The 14,603-nt window shown below is 36.0% G+C and carries 11 protein-coding genes and 1 pseudogene; 1 reads left to right on the top strand and 11 read right to left on the bottom strand.

The features are described 5' to 3' along the window. Positions 1 to 166 precede the first annotated feature (166 nt). From L950_RS31620 to L950_RS02025, 9 genes and pseudogenes are all read right to left on the bottom strand, one after another. Positions 167 to 844: a M1 family metallopeptidase gene (locus tag L950_RS31620; protein ID WP_231576783.1), complete on the bottom strand. Its 678-nt coding sequence runs from the start codon at positions 842 to 844 to the stop codon at positions 167 to 169. 1,059 nt (positions 845 to 1,903) lie between these two features. Continuing rightward, positions 1,904 to 3,557, bottom strand: a pseudogene (locus L950_RS02055) (helix-hairpin-helix domain-containing protein). 1 nt (position 3,558) lies between these two features. Continuing rightward, complete coding sequence (locus L950_RS02050; protein WP_021191191.1) at positions 3,559 to 4,878, bottom strand: NAD(P)/FAD-dependent oxidoreductase; 1,320 nt, start codon at positions 4,876 to 4,878, stop codon at positions 3,559 to 3,561. A gap of 264 nt (positions 4,879 to 5,142) precedes the next feature. Next, on the bottom strand, positions 5,143 to 5,472 hold the full coding sequence (locus L950_RS02045; RefSeq protein ID WP_021191190.1) for a 2Fe-2S iron-sulfur cluster-binding protein: 330 nt from the start codon (positions 5,470 to 5,472) through the stop codon (positions 5,143 to 5,145). A gap of 3 nt (positions 5,473 to 5,475) precedes the next feature. Then, entirely contained in the window at positions 5,476 to 6,480 is a 1,005-nt protein-coding gene (locus tag L950_RS02040) for an NAD(P)/FAD-dependent oxidoreductase (RefSeq protein ID WP_021191189.1), read from the bottom strand. A 91-nt stretch (positions 6,481 to 6,571) separates the two neighbouring features. Continuing rightward, positions 6,572 to 6,922 (bottom strand): MarR family winged helix-turn-helix transcriptional regulator, encoded by a 351-nt coding sequence (locus L950_RS02035; protein WP_021191188.1) that lies wholly within the window; start codon positions 6,920 to 6,922, stop codon positions 6,572 to 6,574. A gap of 144 nt (positions 6,923 to 7,066) precedes the next feature. Then, positions 7,067 to 7,858, bottom strand: a complete 792-nt coding sequence (gene secF, locus L950_RS36170) for a protein translocase subunit SecF (protein WP_316930502.1) — start codon at positions 7,856 to 7,858, stop codon at positions 7,067 to 7,069. Between the two features lie 50 nt (positions 7,859 to 7,908). Continuing rightward, positions 7,909 to 10,032: a protein translocase subunit SecD gene (gene secD / locus L950_RS02030; RefSeq protein ID WP_316930501.1), complete on the bottom strand. Its 2,124-nt coding sequence runs from the start codon at positions 10,030 to 10,032 to the stop codon at positions 7,909 to 7,911. Positions 10,033 to 10,271: 239 nt separating this feature from the next. Continuing rightward, positions 10,272 to 10,745 (bottom strand): hypothetical protein, encoded by a 474-nt coding sequence (locus tag L950_RS02025; protein WP_031289033.1) that lies wholly within the window; start codon positions 10,743 to 10,745, stop codon positions 10,272 to 10,274. A 239-nt stretch (positions 10,746 to 10,984) separates the two neighbouring features. Here L950_RS02025 and guaB point away from each other — a divergent pair, with 239 nt between their 5' ends. After that, positions 10,985 to 12,460, top strand: a complete 1,476-nt coding sequence (guaB, locus tag L950_RS02020; protein ID WP_021191186.1) for an IMP dehydrogenase — start codon at positions 10,985 to 10,987, stop codon at positions 12,458 to 12,460. A gap of 37 nt (positions 12,461 to 12,497) precedes the next feature. Here the strand turns inward: guaB and L950_RS29220 are convergent, their stop codons facing one another. Beyond that, the gene (locus tag L950_RS29220; RefSeq protein ID WP_262506948.1) at positions 12,498 to 13,046 is read right to left on the bottom strand and encodes a phospholipase D-like domain-containing protein; all 549 of its coding nucleotides are present in this window, start codon (positions 13,044 to 13,046) and stop codon (positions 12,498 to 12,500) included. 52 nt (positions 13,047 to 13,098) lie between these two features. Beyond that, entirely contained in the window at positions 13,099 to 14,565 is a 1,467-nt protein-coding gene (locus tag L950_RS02015; protein WP_197086172.1) for an RNA degradosome polyphosphate kinase, read from the bottom strand. Between the last annotated feature and the right edge of the window lie 38 nt (positions 14,566 to 14,603).

Here is a 14,603-nt window from a genome sequence, read left to right as displayed (position 1 = left end):
ATTTTAAGCTACTTTTTATGAATATGCAAACCTACTAAAAATTATTAGTTTTTGTAGGTAAGTCTTGATTTTTTTTATTGATAATTTAGAACTCTTTTGCGGAGCTTTAAGGATGATAACAAGTAAACGTTAATTAAAGCATTTTCTTATGTTTTTACTGCAGAAATTAATTTTTCTGTATGTCAATGTAGTAATTAAAAGTGTCAATCTTTATATTTTCTTTGGTTAGATTGTGAATATTTAATGTTTGGTCGTTGTTCGTGATATTAATTGCTTTTAAATTATTATCTGCGGTACCAATATAGACCGGCATTTCAAAATTTTCGACTGTATTTTTCCACTTCGCTTGAACTTTTCCATCTTTTGTCTCTGAAATACATAACACAGGAATCAAAGTTGTCTTCACATATTGCTCAAATATGGAGTTGAAGTTTAAACCAGATTCTTGATTGATGAAATTGACAATGTCATCATAATCAACCTGCTGATGGTAAAACTTAGCGTTTAATCCTCTCAAAATAGATCGCCATTTATCATCGTCTGCTATAATTGTTCTAATCATGTTATGCAGTACACCACCTTTATTATACATGTCTCCGGACCCTTCATTATTAACATGATATTGTCCTTGAATCGGTGTTTTGTTTTGAATCGCTCTTCGATTGCCATGTATGTATTCTTGCCCAGCTTTTTTACCAAAATAGTAATCGATATAAAGTGCTTCTGAATAATTGGTGAAACTTTCATGAATCCACATGTCGGCAATATCCGATGCTGTGATATTATTTCCAAACCATTCATGTCCGGCTTCATGTATGATGATAAAGTCCCACTTAATCCCCATCCTGTTCCAGAACCATCTCTTCCCAGATAGCCATTTAAAAAACGATTGCCATACGCAATACCACTTTGATGTTCCATCCCTAAATGAGATGTTTCAATTAGTTTGAAACTGTCTTCATAAAAAGGGTAGGGGCCAAACCAATATTCAAATGCTTTTAGCATCGGTTTTACATTTGCCTCGAAATGCGGTTTTGCCCGCTCTATATTTTCACGTAGTACGTAGTAGTCAATATCTAGCTTTCCTTTTTCACCATTAAAGCTATCTTGAAAATGTACGTAATCACCAATATTGATTGCAATGTTATAATTGTTAATGGGATTGGAAACAAACCAGTTGAATTTAGTTTTCTTCTTACCAATGTTTTCTACATTACGGAGACGACCATTAGAAACATTCATAAGTTCTTTAGGCACTGTTACAGAGATTAAGACGCTATCGGGTTCGTCTGACTGATGATCTTTATTGGGCCACCATAAGCTTGCTCCAATACCCTGATTTGCACTCGCTACCCAAGGTTTGTTATTGCTGTCTTTTTTCCAATCAAATCCGCCATCCCAGGGAGCTCTGTTGGCTTGATGTGGTGTACCTGAAAAATACACTAAAATAGAATCCAGTGTGTTTGCTTTAATCTGTGTTGGAAATCTATAAAACCGCATTAATTCTCTTGTATACTTTAGCTGTTTACCCCTGTAAAGAATTTTATCAATTGCCATATTATCAAAAAGATCAATCTGGATGCGATTGAAATCTTGAATAGTTTTAAATTTAATGAGATTGCTTCCTGCAATGCTACGTTTTGGAATATTAATATCAACATCTAAGTGATAATAGGTGACATCGTAACAGGTTCTTAAGGGAGTCAGTTGACCTCTTAAAGAATCTTTGCGGGAAAATTCATTTTTGTCTGATAATAATTGCCCATTTACAAGGAAGGGAGATAATAAAAGAAATAGAATTAAATAGGATAGATTTTTCAACGCTTATAATTTTAATATAAGTGTTAAATATAAGATAATTTGCCTATTTAAAAAATGGGATCTTTGCTAAGAAATTGATCTATTAGCTTTTTTTATTAAAAAAGCTTTCAATTTCTGTTAGTGAAAAGCTATTAAGGCAATTTTTAGCACTTAATCCTCCTTTTCTTGCGACAAATATCCCGTAATGCATATCAAGTAAGCCTTCCGTGCGGTGAGCATCTGGATTAATTGATAAAAGCACGCCCTTTTCTAAGGCATAACGATGCCATCTCCAATCTAAATCAAGCCTTAACGGGTTGGCATTAATTTCAATCACAACGTTGTTAGCCGCACAAGTATCAATTATTTTTTTATAATCCAGTGGATAACCGGATCTACTTAATAAGAGGCGGCCTGTTGGATGTCCTAATATCGTCGTGTATGGATTTTCTATTGCTTTTAACAGTCTAGCAGTTGCTTTCTCTTCATCCATTTTTAAATTAGAATGAACGGATGCAACTACAAAATCAAAACCTGCAAGAATTTCATCTGGATAATCTAACGAACCATCGGATAAAATATCAGACTCAATACCTTTGAATATTTTAAAGGGAGCAAGTTGTTGATTAAGCTGATCGATTTCTTCCCACTGTTTTTGCACCCGCTCAATAGGGAGGCCATTGGCATATACAGCAGTTTTGGAGTGATCACAAATTCCGAAATAACTTAGTCCTAATTCTTCCTTTGTATATCTTGCCATTTCAGCTAAGGTATGCACACCGTCACTATAAGTCGAGTGATTATGTAAAGTTCCTTTAAGATCATCAAAATTGATCAATTTGGGTAATTGATGATTTTTCGCCAAAAATACTTCATCCAGCCCTTCTCGAAGTTCAGGTTCAATATAGTCTAAGCCTTGTTTAGCATAGATTTCTTCTTCAGAACCTAAAGCTGTAACCAAAGTTAGATCGAGTAATTCTAAGTGGTTTTTAGAACCGGTGGTTAATATTAAGTTTTGGTAAAATTCTGCTGTTGCTGATAGATATATATGAAAGGAAAATCCTAATTCATCTCGAAATGAAATGTATTCAAGTTCTTCCTTTAGACTGTCAGCATAATTGGCATTTAGATAAGCTAAAGTAGTTTGTTTATCCGTATCCAATAAGATATCAACAGCGCTAAGTACTTCGCATTTTCTTCTAAAATCTCCAGTAAATGAAATCAGGGTAGGAGATAAGTTCTTTTGTAATGAAGCTAGTAAGTTGTTTGCATTGGATAATACCCTTGCATATAAAAACCAACCTTGATTGGATATGGAGAATTCGATGGATTTTTTAATATCCTCTTGTGTTTTTAGGCCAAAACCTTTTGCCTCAATGAGCCTGTTTTCGTTGCACGCATACAATAACTCACCAACACTTTCAATCTGGAGCTCAGTCCAGATAATTTGTATCTTTTTTGGACCTAAGCCTTTTATGTTAAGCATTTCCAAATTCCTTCTGGAGTAATGCTTAACATCGCGTCTAGCTCATCGAATGAGCCAGTTTCGGCTAATTTTTTCACCTTCTCTGCAGTGCTTTTCCCGATACCGGCTGACTGCTTATTTCTTCTAAAGAAGCTGTTTCCAGCAGAAAAGGTATTTTATCTAACTTAAAGGATGCACTGGCAATTGCTTTTGTTCTGAATGGGTTTTCATTATGTAATTCCATCAGTTGGCTACATAACTTGAATTTTTTAGCAATTGTCTTATTATCCATTTTAGTTATTTTCTAATACTTGATCTTGTTGTTTTACCTCTGGCGCCGGTTGATTGAATTTATAGAAAATTAATCGAACACCCGAGTTCTTTGTGAAAAATTTCACTGTCCAGTTGATAAAGGTAATTACTTTGTTTCTAAAACCAAAAATAGACATTAAGTGAACAAACATCCAAACAATCCAGCCAAAGAATCCATTAAAATGGATTTTACCCATATCGACTACAGCTTTCGCACGGCCAATTGTCGCCATTGAGCCCTTATCAAAGTAAGAGAATTTTTCATTTGAACGGTTATCCATCACATTGCTAATGTGCTTGGCAACATATTTACCTTGTTGTTGTGCTACAGGTGCCACACCAGGTAATCCACGTGGTAAATCATCTGTGATAAATGCTGAAACGTCACCAATTGCGTATACATTTTCCATATCTAACACACGACATTGATCATCTGTTTGAATGCGGTTACCGCGTTGAATATTTTCTTTTTTGAAACCTTCAGGAAATTGTCCTGCAACACCTGCGCCCCAGATAACTGTTTTTGTTTCGATTGCACTACCATCACCAAAAGAGATTGCAGTACCATCAAAGCCCGTTACAGAAACATTTAGTAATATTTTAACACCTAATGCTTTTAAATATTTTTCAGAGTCTTCAGAAGATTTTTCTGACAAGTTTGCTAATACTTTACTTTGTCCTTCGACTAAGTAAACATTCATTTCTTCCTTGCGTAATTCTGGATAATCTTTTTCCAGAATATTATTTCTGATCTCAGCAATTGCTCCAGAAAGCTCAACACCAGTTGGGCCACCGCCTACAATTACAAAGTTTAAAAATGATTTGCGATCTTCCGGATTTGCAATTTGTACAGCTTTTTCAAGATTTTGTAGCACATAGCTCCGAATGTTTAAAGCTTCTTGAATACTTTTCATTGGTAACGCATATTTTGCAATTTGCTGATTTCCAAAGAAATTTGTTGTTGCTCCAGTAGCAACCACTAAGTAATCATATTCAAAATCACCGATATTCGTTTGAACAGTCTTGTTGGACGAGTCAATATGATTAACTTCTGCAATTCTGAAACTAAAATTCTCCTGAGATTTGAACATCTTACGGATAGGGAAAGAGATCGAATCTGCAGATAATGTACCTGTAGCTACCTGATACATTAAAGGTTGGAAGGTATGAAAATTATTTCTGTCTAATAATAGTACTTCTACTTCCTTATTTTTTAACTTTTTAGCAACTTCAATTCCACCAAATCCAGCACCAATAATGACCACTTTTGGGAATTTTCTATCTGAACGATTGCTTAGCATATTATTTGAAATTTATATAAAATATTCGGAAAATTGTAATCCTTCTGCAAATATCTTAATTTTTCACTCAAAAAACTAAAATATCTTTATATATACTTGCTTTTTATTGTCATATTTATTGATAACTCACTCTTTTAATATATCTCTTGTTTTATTACTCCTTGTTAATCAGTGTTTTGTAAACGGTATTAATTGCATGGTTTATTAATACGGCTTGTCTCAAAAAATGAAAAAAGTGTGTAGAAAGTACACTTTGATAATTTATTACTGTAATGCTCCTCTTATTTTAATACTTAGGTCGTTATTTTCATTTGTTAACCGCAGCTGGCATGCTAGTCGGCTATCATCATTAGCATCGGGTAAAGTATCGAGCATATCGAGCTCTTGGTCTTGAGGTTCGGACAAGTTTTCACCTCCAGATTTGATTTCAACATGACAAGTTGCACAAAGTGCCATGCCTCCACAGGTAGCTAAGACCTCATAATCGCATGCTTTTAGCAATTCCATTAGGGATAAGTTGACATCCGTAGGGACTTCGATTGTTTGAACAGTTCCATCCCGATCTTCAATTTCTATTTCAATAATATTGTCCATAATTTAAAAAGTATTGATGCCATTAACAGTTGTATATTTGAAGCTTAGTTTTTGATCTGGATACACATATTTAAAAGCACTTTGAGCCATTAATGCCGCTTCATGATATCCACATAAAATTAACTTTAATTTACCTGGATAGGTATTGATATCTCCGATAGCGTAAATACGTTCTACATTTGTCGAATAATCAACAGTGTTAACTACGATAGCACTCTTGTCAATATTTAGACCCCAGTCCGCAATAGGTCCTAGTTTGGGAGTTAGACCAAATAGCGGTATAAAATAGTCCGCCTCCATTTTGACTTCTTCTTTTTGTTTATTGACTGCAATGACGTGCGATAAGCTATCTGAGCCATGCACATCTGCCAGGTTGTGAGATAACAAAAGATTGATAGCTCCTTTTTGAGCAAGATGATAGACCTTTTCTGCAGAATCTGGTGCTCCTCTGAAAGAGTCACTTCTATGAATTAAAGTAACTTCCTTTGCAATATCGGCTAAGTAAATCGTCCAGTCTAGAGCAGAGTCGCCACCACCCGCGATGATGATCTTCTTGTCACGATACGTTTCTGGATTTCTGACCATGTAATCAACACCTTTTCTTTCATACTTAACTAAATTAGCAAGTTCAGGTTTTCGGGGCTCAAAGCATCCTAAACCCCCTGCTATAACAACAACTTGGCAGTGTATACGTGTTCCTTCTGAACTAACGACCACATATGAACCATCTTCCTGCCTTTCTAAGCCTTCAACACGCTCGCCGAGTGTAAAAGTGGGATTGAATGGTTCGATCTGTTTCATCTGATTGTCAATCAACTCTTGAGCACGGATAGTCGGGTAGCCCGGTATATCATATATCGGCTTATGCGGATATATTTCAGACAACTGACCTCCAACTTGAGGTAAAACATCAATGAGGTGACATCTCATCTTTAACAAACCTGCTTCAAATACAGCAAATAGACCCACTGGTCCGGCTCCTATAATACATATGTCTGTTGTTATCATATCAAATGTTAATTACTTAAGTTATTATAAATTTTGTCTAGAATACGTGTGAAGGAACTAAAGTCCTCGTCTGTGAGATTTTCCCAAGCTTTCATGCGAATGCTGGAAACGATGGAGAGTAGTTTTCTACTTTCTTTCGACCTTCCTCTGTTAGGTGCAAGTGGATACTTCGCCTGTCAGAGGGATGGATCACTCGTTCTGTTAATCCTTTTTTTATTAACAGATCAACAATTCGGGTGAGGGTAGGTTGATCTTTGCAACATTTTTCAGCAAGTTCTTTTTGCAATAGATTATCATTCTCATAAAGTGTCTTCATGATGGTCCACTGATCTACGGTGATATCAAAATCATTATCTGTAAAAGAATTTTGTGCAAATTGTTTTACTTTTTTTGCTGTTCTTTCTAATATGAAAGAGTATCGATTGAATTTTTCGTCTTGCATTTAAAATATTTGTATTGCTAATATTTAGTACAACAAATATAATCATTTAATACTTAGTGCAACAAGTATTTGGTTGATTTATTGTAAAATAAAAAAGGCTTTCAGTTTTATCTGAAAGCCTTTTTTAAACGTTTTGATTTTTTACTAAGGAGTTACCGGTTCTGCCTTTTTAGGAGCTTCTTCGAAGTGTTTTCCTTTACTTAAATCATATACTGCTAGTGCAGCTAAGAATATAGATGAATAAGTACCTACAATAATACCAATTAAGATCGCGAAAGAGAAACCTCTGATAACTTCACCACCGAAAATAAATAATACTGCTAATACGAATACAATCGTCAATGATGTAATAACCGTTCTACTTAATGTCGTATTTATGGCGTGGTTGATCGTTTCACCAAAATCTTTATTTAAAGCATTTGGTTTGTTTACATCTTCACGGATACGGTCAAATACCACTACAGTATCATTCACTGAATAACCTAATACCGTTAGAATAGCGGCAATAAAATGCTGATCAATATCTAATGAGAATGGAACAATACCATCTAAAATAGAGAACAAACCTAATACAATGATGGCATCATGTACAGTTGCGATTGCCGCACCTGCTGAATATTGCCATTTACGGAAACGCACTAGGATATAAACCGCAATGATTAATAACGCAAAGATAGTTGCATAAATTGATCTTGCTTTCATATCTGTCGCGATACTAGGACCAACTTTCTGAGAAGAAAGAATCTCATATTTGTTGCTTGCATCTACCTTCGATAATCCGTCATTCAATTTAGTTAAGACTTCTTTATCTGCTTCATCAGAAGTCTCTTCTACATGGTAAGTTGTTGTTACACGTACTTGATTTGCAGCACCAAAGACTTTAACTTCAGTTGTTTTCTGGAAAGCATCATCTAAGTTTTGACGCACAGCTTCCAAATCAACTGGTTTATCATAGCGGATGGTATAAGTACGTCCACCTTGAAAATCTACACCTTGCTAAAGCCTTTAATAAAGATTGATGCAAAACAAGCGATAACAATTACAATAGAAACGATGTAAAGGCCTTTTCTTTTCTTGATGAATTGGAAATTTGCATTTTGCAATGTTTTCGCAGACCAAGGGAAAGAAACTTTAATTTTCATATCACGTTCTAACATCCACTCAAAAATAATGCGAGTAAGGAATATACCTGTGAATAATGAAGTGATAATACCCACCATTAATGTAGTAGCAAATCCTAAAATTGGACCTGTTCCGAAGAAGAATAATACCAACCCAACTAAGAATGTTGTAATCTGTGAATCTAAGATCGAAGGTAATGCGTGTTTGTAACCATCTGCAACCGCTTGACGGATTGATTTTCCACCGGCTAATTCTTCACGTATACGTTCGTAAATTAGGACGTTGGCATCCACCGCAGTACCCATCGTTAATACGATACCCGCGATACCTGGGAGTGTTAATACTGCATTCAGCGATGCCAATACCCCCATGATAAAGAATACGTTTATTAGAACAGCAATGTTTGCTACTAAACCTGCAGTGTTATAGTATGCAATCATGAATACAAGAACAAGCACAATACCGATAACTGCTGAATTCACACCAGAATCAATAGCCGATTGTCCTAAAGTAGGACCTACGATCGCTTCTTCAACGATTTTAGCGGTAGTTGGTAAGCGACCAGCTTTTAGTACGTTCGCTAAATCCTTTGTATCTTCCACTGTGAAAGAACCAGAGATAGATGAATTACCACCAGCGATTTCTTCATTAACGCCAGGTGCAGAATAGACTACATTGTCAAGAACGATAGCGATCGATTGGTGACCTTGTGCTGCTTTAGCTGTAATTTTTTTCCACTCACGAGCACCGTCGCTGTTCATCTGCATGGAAACAACGGGTTCATTTCTCTCATTAAACTCATCACGCGCATTGGTAATAACATCACCAGTTAATACTGGGCCATTATCAACCCCTGCAGGTCTGATTGCATATAAAGAAAGGATATTTGGTGTTTTAGCTTCTGGTTTTACTGACCATAACAATTTTAGATTTCCAGGGATAATAGATTTAACCTCAGGTCTGTTTAAAAAAGCATTTACTTTGGCAGTATCTTTAAGTTCTGCACTACCTACCATTGCGCCAGGCATTAAGGCCATCTGTTGATTCTCACCCATGTAAACAGCAGGTCTCAAAACATCAAATAATGGATTTTCTTGCGACAATTTAGCAGCAGCGCTATCTTTTGTGTTTTTATTAGCACCAAGGTTCGCTAATAAGTCATCAGACTTTTTAGTCGAATCTGTTGTTGCTTTATCATCTGTCGAAGCAACTTTTAAAGTTGCAGACAAAGTTTTATTGATGTTTTCCAATAAAGGATACACTTCTTGATTAGCATGAGTTTCGTAAAACTCTAATTTAGCTGATCCTTGTAATAATTTACGGACGCGTTGTTCATCGTTAACACCTGGAAGTTCGATCAAAATACGATTTGTACCTTGTTGAATCTGGATGTTAGGAGAAGCAACTCCAAATTTATCAATACGTGTACGAAGTACTTTGTATGAGTTTTGGATAGCATTATCAGCTTCTTTTTGTAAAAAAGATTCCAATTGTGCATCAGAGTCCCCCGCTTTGATTAAAGATGCATTATCTTTAGTCGCGAAATAAGTTGAAAGTGGAGTCGTACTACCTGCAGCTTTATATTCTTCAATGAATAAATTAACTAGAGATTTTTGACTTGTTTTACTTTTCGAAATAGCAGCTGTAAGTGCAGCATTGAATTTCTCATCTTTAGGATTATCTGCTAAGTTACGAATCAACTCATCGATTGAGATTTCCATCGTAACGTTCATACCCCCTTTTAGATCAAGTCCTAAAGCAAGTTCTTGTGCTTTAGCTTCTCTATAGGTGTATTTTGCAAAACCTAAATTGTAAACAACCTCGCCAGCGATAGAGTCTAGGTACGATTTTTCACGTGCCATATCTCCTTGTGCATAATTCTCAGCATCACGCTCAACTTTGCGGGTTACAAAAGTGAATGATAGGGCGTATAGACATGCTATAGATACCGCTATCACCAAAAATTTAATCAGCCCTTTACCTTGCATCGTCTGTTTTTAGTGTATTAGTTTGATATTATATGATATAATTGATAACTCATTCTTGTATGAAAATTACAATTCTCCAAGAATGCCAAAGGTATAAAAATTTTGTAAAATGAAAAGCTTTATTTGATTAAGCTTATGATAAAAAGCGATTAAATTGCAATGAATACGATATTGCTATGCAATCTAATAGAAAAAGCCTCCCGTTTGGGAGGCTTTTTCTATAAAATGTACTGTTTTATTTATCTCAACGTGTATTTGATACCGAAAGAAAAAGTAGATGCATCAAAGTCACTATTGTGGTTTAATCTCCAATCTGGTTTCCAATCTGCGTGAAAACCGATAGGTGCAGCCGGAATTTTAAATTCTAGACCTAATTGAGGACGAAGTGCTACAAGAGTAATATTGTCACCTGCGTCAACAAAAGATAACTGTGCACCAACACCTGCATACCATCCTAATCCTTTAGCACCAGAAAATGGTCTTGCATATTGGTAATCTGCTCCTACAGCAACCACATTGTCATCGAACATAATTTGTGCCTGTCCGTTGTTTGCACCTCCCATAGACTGTTTGTACTGAACACCCCATAAATCACCAGCTGTACCGTCAAATACAACACCAATTGCAGCGCGTTGTGGTGATTGTGCTTTTGCCTCCTGTGCTCCTAGAGCTAATATGGCAACAGCTGCTACCGATAGTAATACTTTTTTCATAATATGTGTTTTATATAAATTCAATTTAGACATCTTATGCAAATAACCTGCCAAAAGTTGTTACGCACGATGCCGGAATGTTGGCTGTTTGATAAGGTTGCATGATTAAGCTAATGAGAATGAGCTGTTAACTGCATGTTAGGATAATCATTTAAATGTAATTAGTGAAATTAATTTTTATATTTCGCTGAAAATACTTAATTTTGCCTGGCAAATAGAGAACCCAATACATATTTGCCATGCAATTAGATCCACAAAAATTCGTAGCAGAAGGACTTACCTACGACGACGTATTATTAATTCCAGCTTATTCTGAAGTTTTACCACGTGATGTCGATACAAGTACTTTTCTGACAAAAAAAATCAAATTAAATATTCCATTAGTATCTGCGGCTATGGACACGGTGACGGGTGCTGATTTAGCTATTGCTATCGCACAAGCCGGCGGTATTGGTATGTTGCATAAGAACATGACGATTGCAGAGCAGGCTGCTGAAGTACGTAAAGTAAAGCGTTCAGAAAGCGGTATGATTCAAGATCCTGTAACTTTATTGCAAACTGCAACAGTAGGAGATGCTTTTAAAATTATGAAAGATCATAAGATTGGCGGCATTCCTGTAATAGATGAAAAAGGCAAGTTAGTTGGTATTGTAACGAACCGTGATTTACGTTTCCAAAAAGTCATGAGTCAACCGATCTCTTCGTTAATGACGAAAGACAATCTTGTTACTGCACCAGAAGGGACAGATTTAGTACGAGCAGAAGAAATTTTACAAGATCATAAGATTGAAAAACTTCCAGTTGTTGATAATGAAGGTATATTAAAAGGTCTTATTACTTTTAAAGATATTCAAAAATACAAACATTATCCAAATGCAGCTAAAGATACGCACGGTCGTTTATTGGTTGGTGGTGCAGTTGGTGTCACTCCAGATACTTTAGATCGTGTAGAAGCTTTAGTAAAAGCTGGTGTTGATGTGATTACTATTGATACTGCGCACGGTCATTCAAAAGGTGTAATTGATAAATTGAAATTGGTGAAAGCAACATTCCCTGACTTACAGGTTATTGTTGGTAATATCGCTACAGGTGCAGCTGCAAAAGCATTAGCAGAAGCCGGTGCTGACGCTGTAAAAGTAGGTATCGGACCAGGTTCAATCTGTACAACACGTATTATTGCTGGTGTTGGAGTGCCTCAGTTGTACGCCATCTATGAAGTAGCAAAGGCATTAAAAGGCACTGGTGTTCCATTGATCGCTGATGGTGGTATAAAACAAACAGGTGATATCGCAAAAGCAATTGCAGCTGGTGCTTATACCATTATGGCCGGATCATTATTTGCAGGTGTTGAAGAAGCTCCGGGAGAAACGATCATTTACGAAGGACGTAAATTTAAATCATACCGCGGAATGGGATCTATCGAAGCGATGGAAAAAGGATCTAAAGATCGTTACTTCCAAGACGTTGAAGATGATATTAAGAAATTAGTTCCTGAGGGTATTGTTGGTCGCGTTCCATATAAAGGGACGTTAGCTGAGGTTGTATATCAATACATGGGCGGATTGAAGGCATCAATGGGCTATTGTGGAGCTGCTACAATTGAAAAGCTACAAGAAGCACAATTTGTACGTATTACAGGTGCTGGATTACGTGAATCTCATCCACATAATATTTCGATTACAAAAGAAGCTCCTAACTACAATAGTAGAGGTTAATAAAAAAAGGTCAGCGATTCAATCGCTGACCTTTTTTTTATACCTCGTCTGTTTTTTTCCTGAGATAATTATAGATTTCAATTTGTGAGCGACAAGACTCCTTGTCATTTTCAACGTACCGGTTATTGAGTTCATTGTTCAAAATACGGGCTTTTACATTATCGCGTAGCTGGATCTGCAACATATCTTTGATTTCATCCCTTATTTTCTTACTGTTAATTTTTACAGCAGCCTCTATACGGTGATCCAAGTTTCTCGTCATCCAATCTGCTGAAGAGATATAGGTCACTTCTTTTCCAGCAGCATAAAAATACATCACACGGGCATGTTCCAAAAATTCGTCAACGATGCTGATAGCATTGATTGCTTTTTTAAATTTTGTTTGATTCGTGGCGCAATAGATACCTCTTACAATGAGATCAAGCTGTACACCCGCTTCGGCGGCATCATATAATTTCTTAATCAGTATCCGATCACTGAGCGAGTTCACCTTTAAGATGATACGCGCTTTTCTTCCAGCTTTAACCTCCTCAATTTCTTTATCGATATAATGAATAATTCCATTACGCATATCTGTAGGGCAGATGAGTAGGCTATTGCAGTTTTTAATGACTTCAGCTGGATTGCTTTTTGGCTTTTTAGGAAATGAAAGACTTGTTTATATCTGCCATGACACTTCTATTGCTGGTCAATAAACAGTAATCTCCATATAGTTTTGCTGTTTTTTCATTGATGTTCCCTGTACTTACAAAACCATATTGAATGGTTTTGGCACCAACTCTTTTTTTAATGATGCAGAGTTTTGCATGTACCTTTTTATTAGGAACACCAGTTAAAACCCGAATACCCTCAAGTTCAAGTTTCTCTTTCCAAAATAGATTATTCTCTTCATCAAATCGAGCCTGTAGTTCAAGCATTACTGTTACATCTTTTCCATTTCGTGCCGCATTAATCAACGCATTGACGATTTTACTATTTGATGCGAGGCGATATGCTGTGATTTGAATAGTCTTAACATCTGGATCCATTGCCGCTTCGCGGAGCAGATCGATTACTGGACGGAAAGTGTGATAAGGAAATGATAGCAAGATATCTTTTTTGATAATGATATCGGTAATCCTTTGTGTTTTGTTCAGTTGAGGATGTGTAAATGCTGGGTTTGTAATAGGCAGGTTTGGTTGCTTAAATACATTAGGGAAGTCCATAAAATGTTTGAAATTATGGATTTTCTGCCCGGGTATGATATTATCTTTTTTCGTTAATTGTAATTTTTTGATTAAAAATTCGACTAGCCTAGGGTCCATTTCTTTATCAAAGATAAAGCGTGTTGTTTTACCTTTTCTTCTGTTTTTTATCCCTTTTGATATTTTCTCTGCTAATGTGGTATTGATATCATTATCAATATCAAATTCTGCATCTTTAGTTATTTTGAAGACATGCGCATGAAATTCGTCGAATCCAAAATAAGAAAAGATATAAGGAAGATTGAATTTAATGATGTCTTCTAGTAAAATAATATGTTTTTCCTTCGCTGAGGCGGGTAAGATTACAAAACGACCATTTAGCGTAGTTGGAATTTCGATTATGGCAAATTTTGTTTCATATTCCCATTCCTGTTTGCGCATGGAAATTCCTAAGTAAAGACTTTTATCGCGAAGATAGGGCATAGGGCGACTATCATCGAGCAATAATGGAATGACGTTAGACTCGACATCTTCTGAATAGAAATTGCGAACAAATTCTTCTTGTTTAAGGTTGAGCTGACTTGCATCTTTGATATATACATGCTGTTGCGCCATCTCTTTTTGTATAAGCGCCCAAAAATTATCAAACTTTTTTTGCTGTTTTATAACAATCGTATTGACTTCATCCAGTATAATTTGCGGGTCTTCAAAAAAGGATGTATTAGCCTCTTTGTCTTTAATATCTATTGCGCGTTTTAGCCCCGGTATGCGTACTCTAAAAAATTCGTCTAGGTTATTAGAAAATATGCCTAAGAATTTTATTTTAGAAGGAAGAGGTACTGTTTCATCAGCCGCTTCCTGTAGAACTCTGCTATTAAAACTTAACCAGCTGACATCTCTAGGAATGAATTTTCGTGCCATATTTTTTTTAATACTTCTTATTTATGCGATTAGCCTCA

The organism is Sphingobacterium sp. IITKGP-BTPF85 (genome assembly GCF_001006065.1).
GTDB classification, from domain to species: Bacteria; Bacteroidota; Bacteroidia; order Sphingobacteriales; family Sphingobacteriaceae; genus Sphingobacterium; species Sphingobacterium anhuiense.
This window is presented reverse-complemented; position numbering and strand designations above follow the sequence as displayed.

Excerpts from the sequence above, each read along its gene's own strand:
- L950_RS31620 (WP_231576783.1), bottom strand. The coding sequence starts at position 844 with ATGGGGATTAAGTGGGACTTTATCATCATACATGAAGCCGGACATGAA.
- L950_RS02050 (WP_021191191.1), bottom strand. The coding sequence starts at position 4,878 with ATGCTAAGCAATCGTTCAGATAGAAAATTCCCAAAAGTGGTCATTATT.
- L950_RS02015 (WP_197086172.1), bottom strand. The coding sequence starts at position 14,565 with ATGGCACGAAAATTCATTCCTAGAGATGTCAGCTGGTTAAGTTTTAAT.
- guaB (WP_021191186.1), top strand. The coding sequence starts at position 10,985 with ATGCAATTAGATCCACAAAAATTCGTAGCAGAAGGACTTACCTACGAC.
- L950_RS02045 (WP_021191190.1), bottom strand. The coding sequence starts at position 5,472 with ATGGACAATATTATTGAAATAGAAATTGAAGATCGGGATGGAACTGTT.
- L950_RS02025 (WP_031289033.1), bottom strand. The coding sequence starts at position 10,745 with ATGAAAAAAGTATTACTATCGGTAGCAGCTGTTGCCATATTAGCTCTA.
- L950_RS02040 (WP_021191189.1), bottom strand. The coding sequence starts at position 6,480 with ATGATAACAACAGACATATGTATTATAGGAGCCGGACCAGTGGGTCTA.
- L950_RS02035 (WP_021191188.1), bottom strand. The coding sequence starts at position 6,922 with ATGCAAGACGAAAAATTCAATCGATACTCTTTCATATTAGAAAGAACA.
- secD (WP_316930501.1), bottom strand. The coding sequence starts at position 10,032 with ATGCAAGGTAAAGGGCTGATTAAATTTTTGGTGATAGCGGTATCTATA.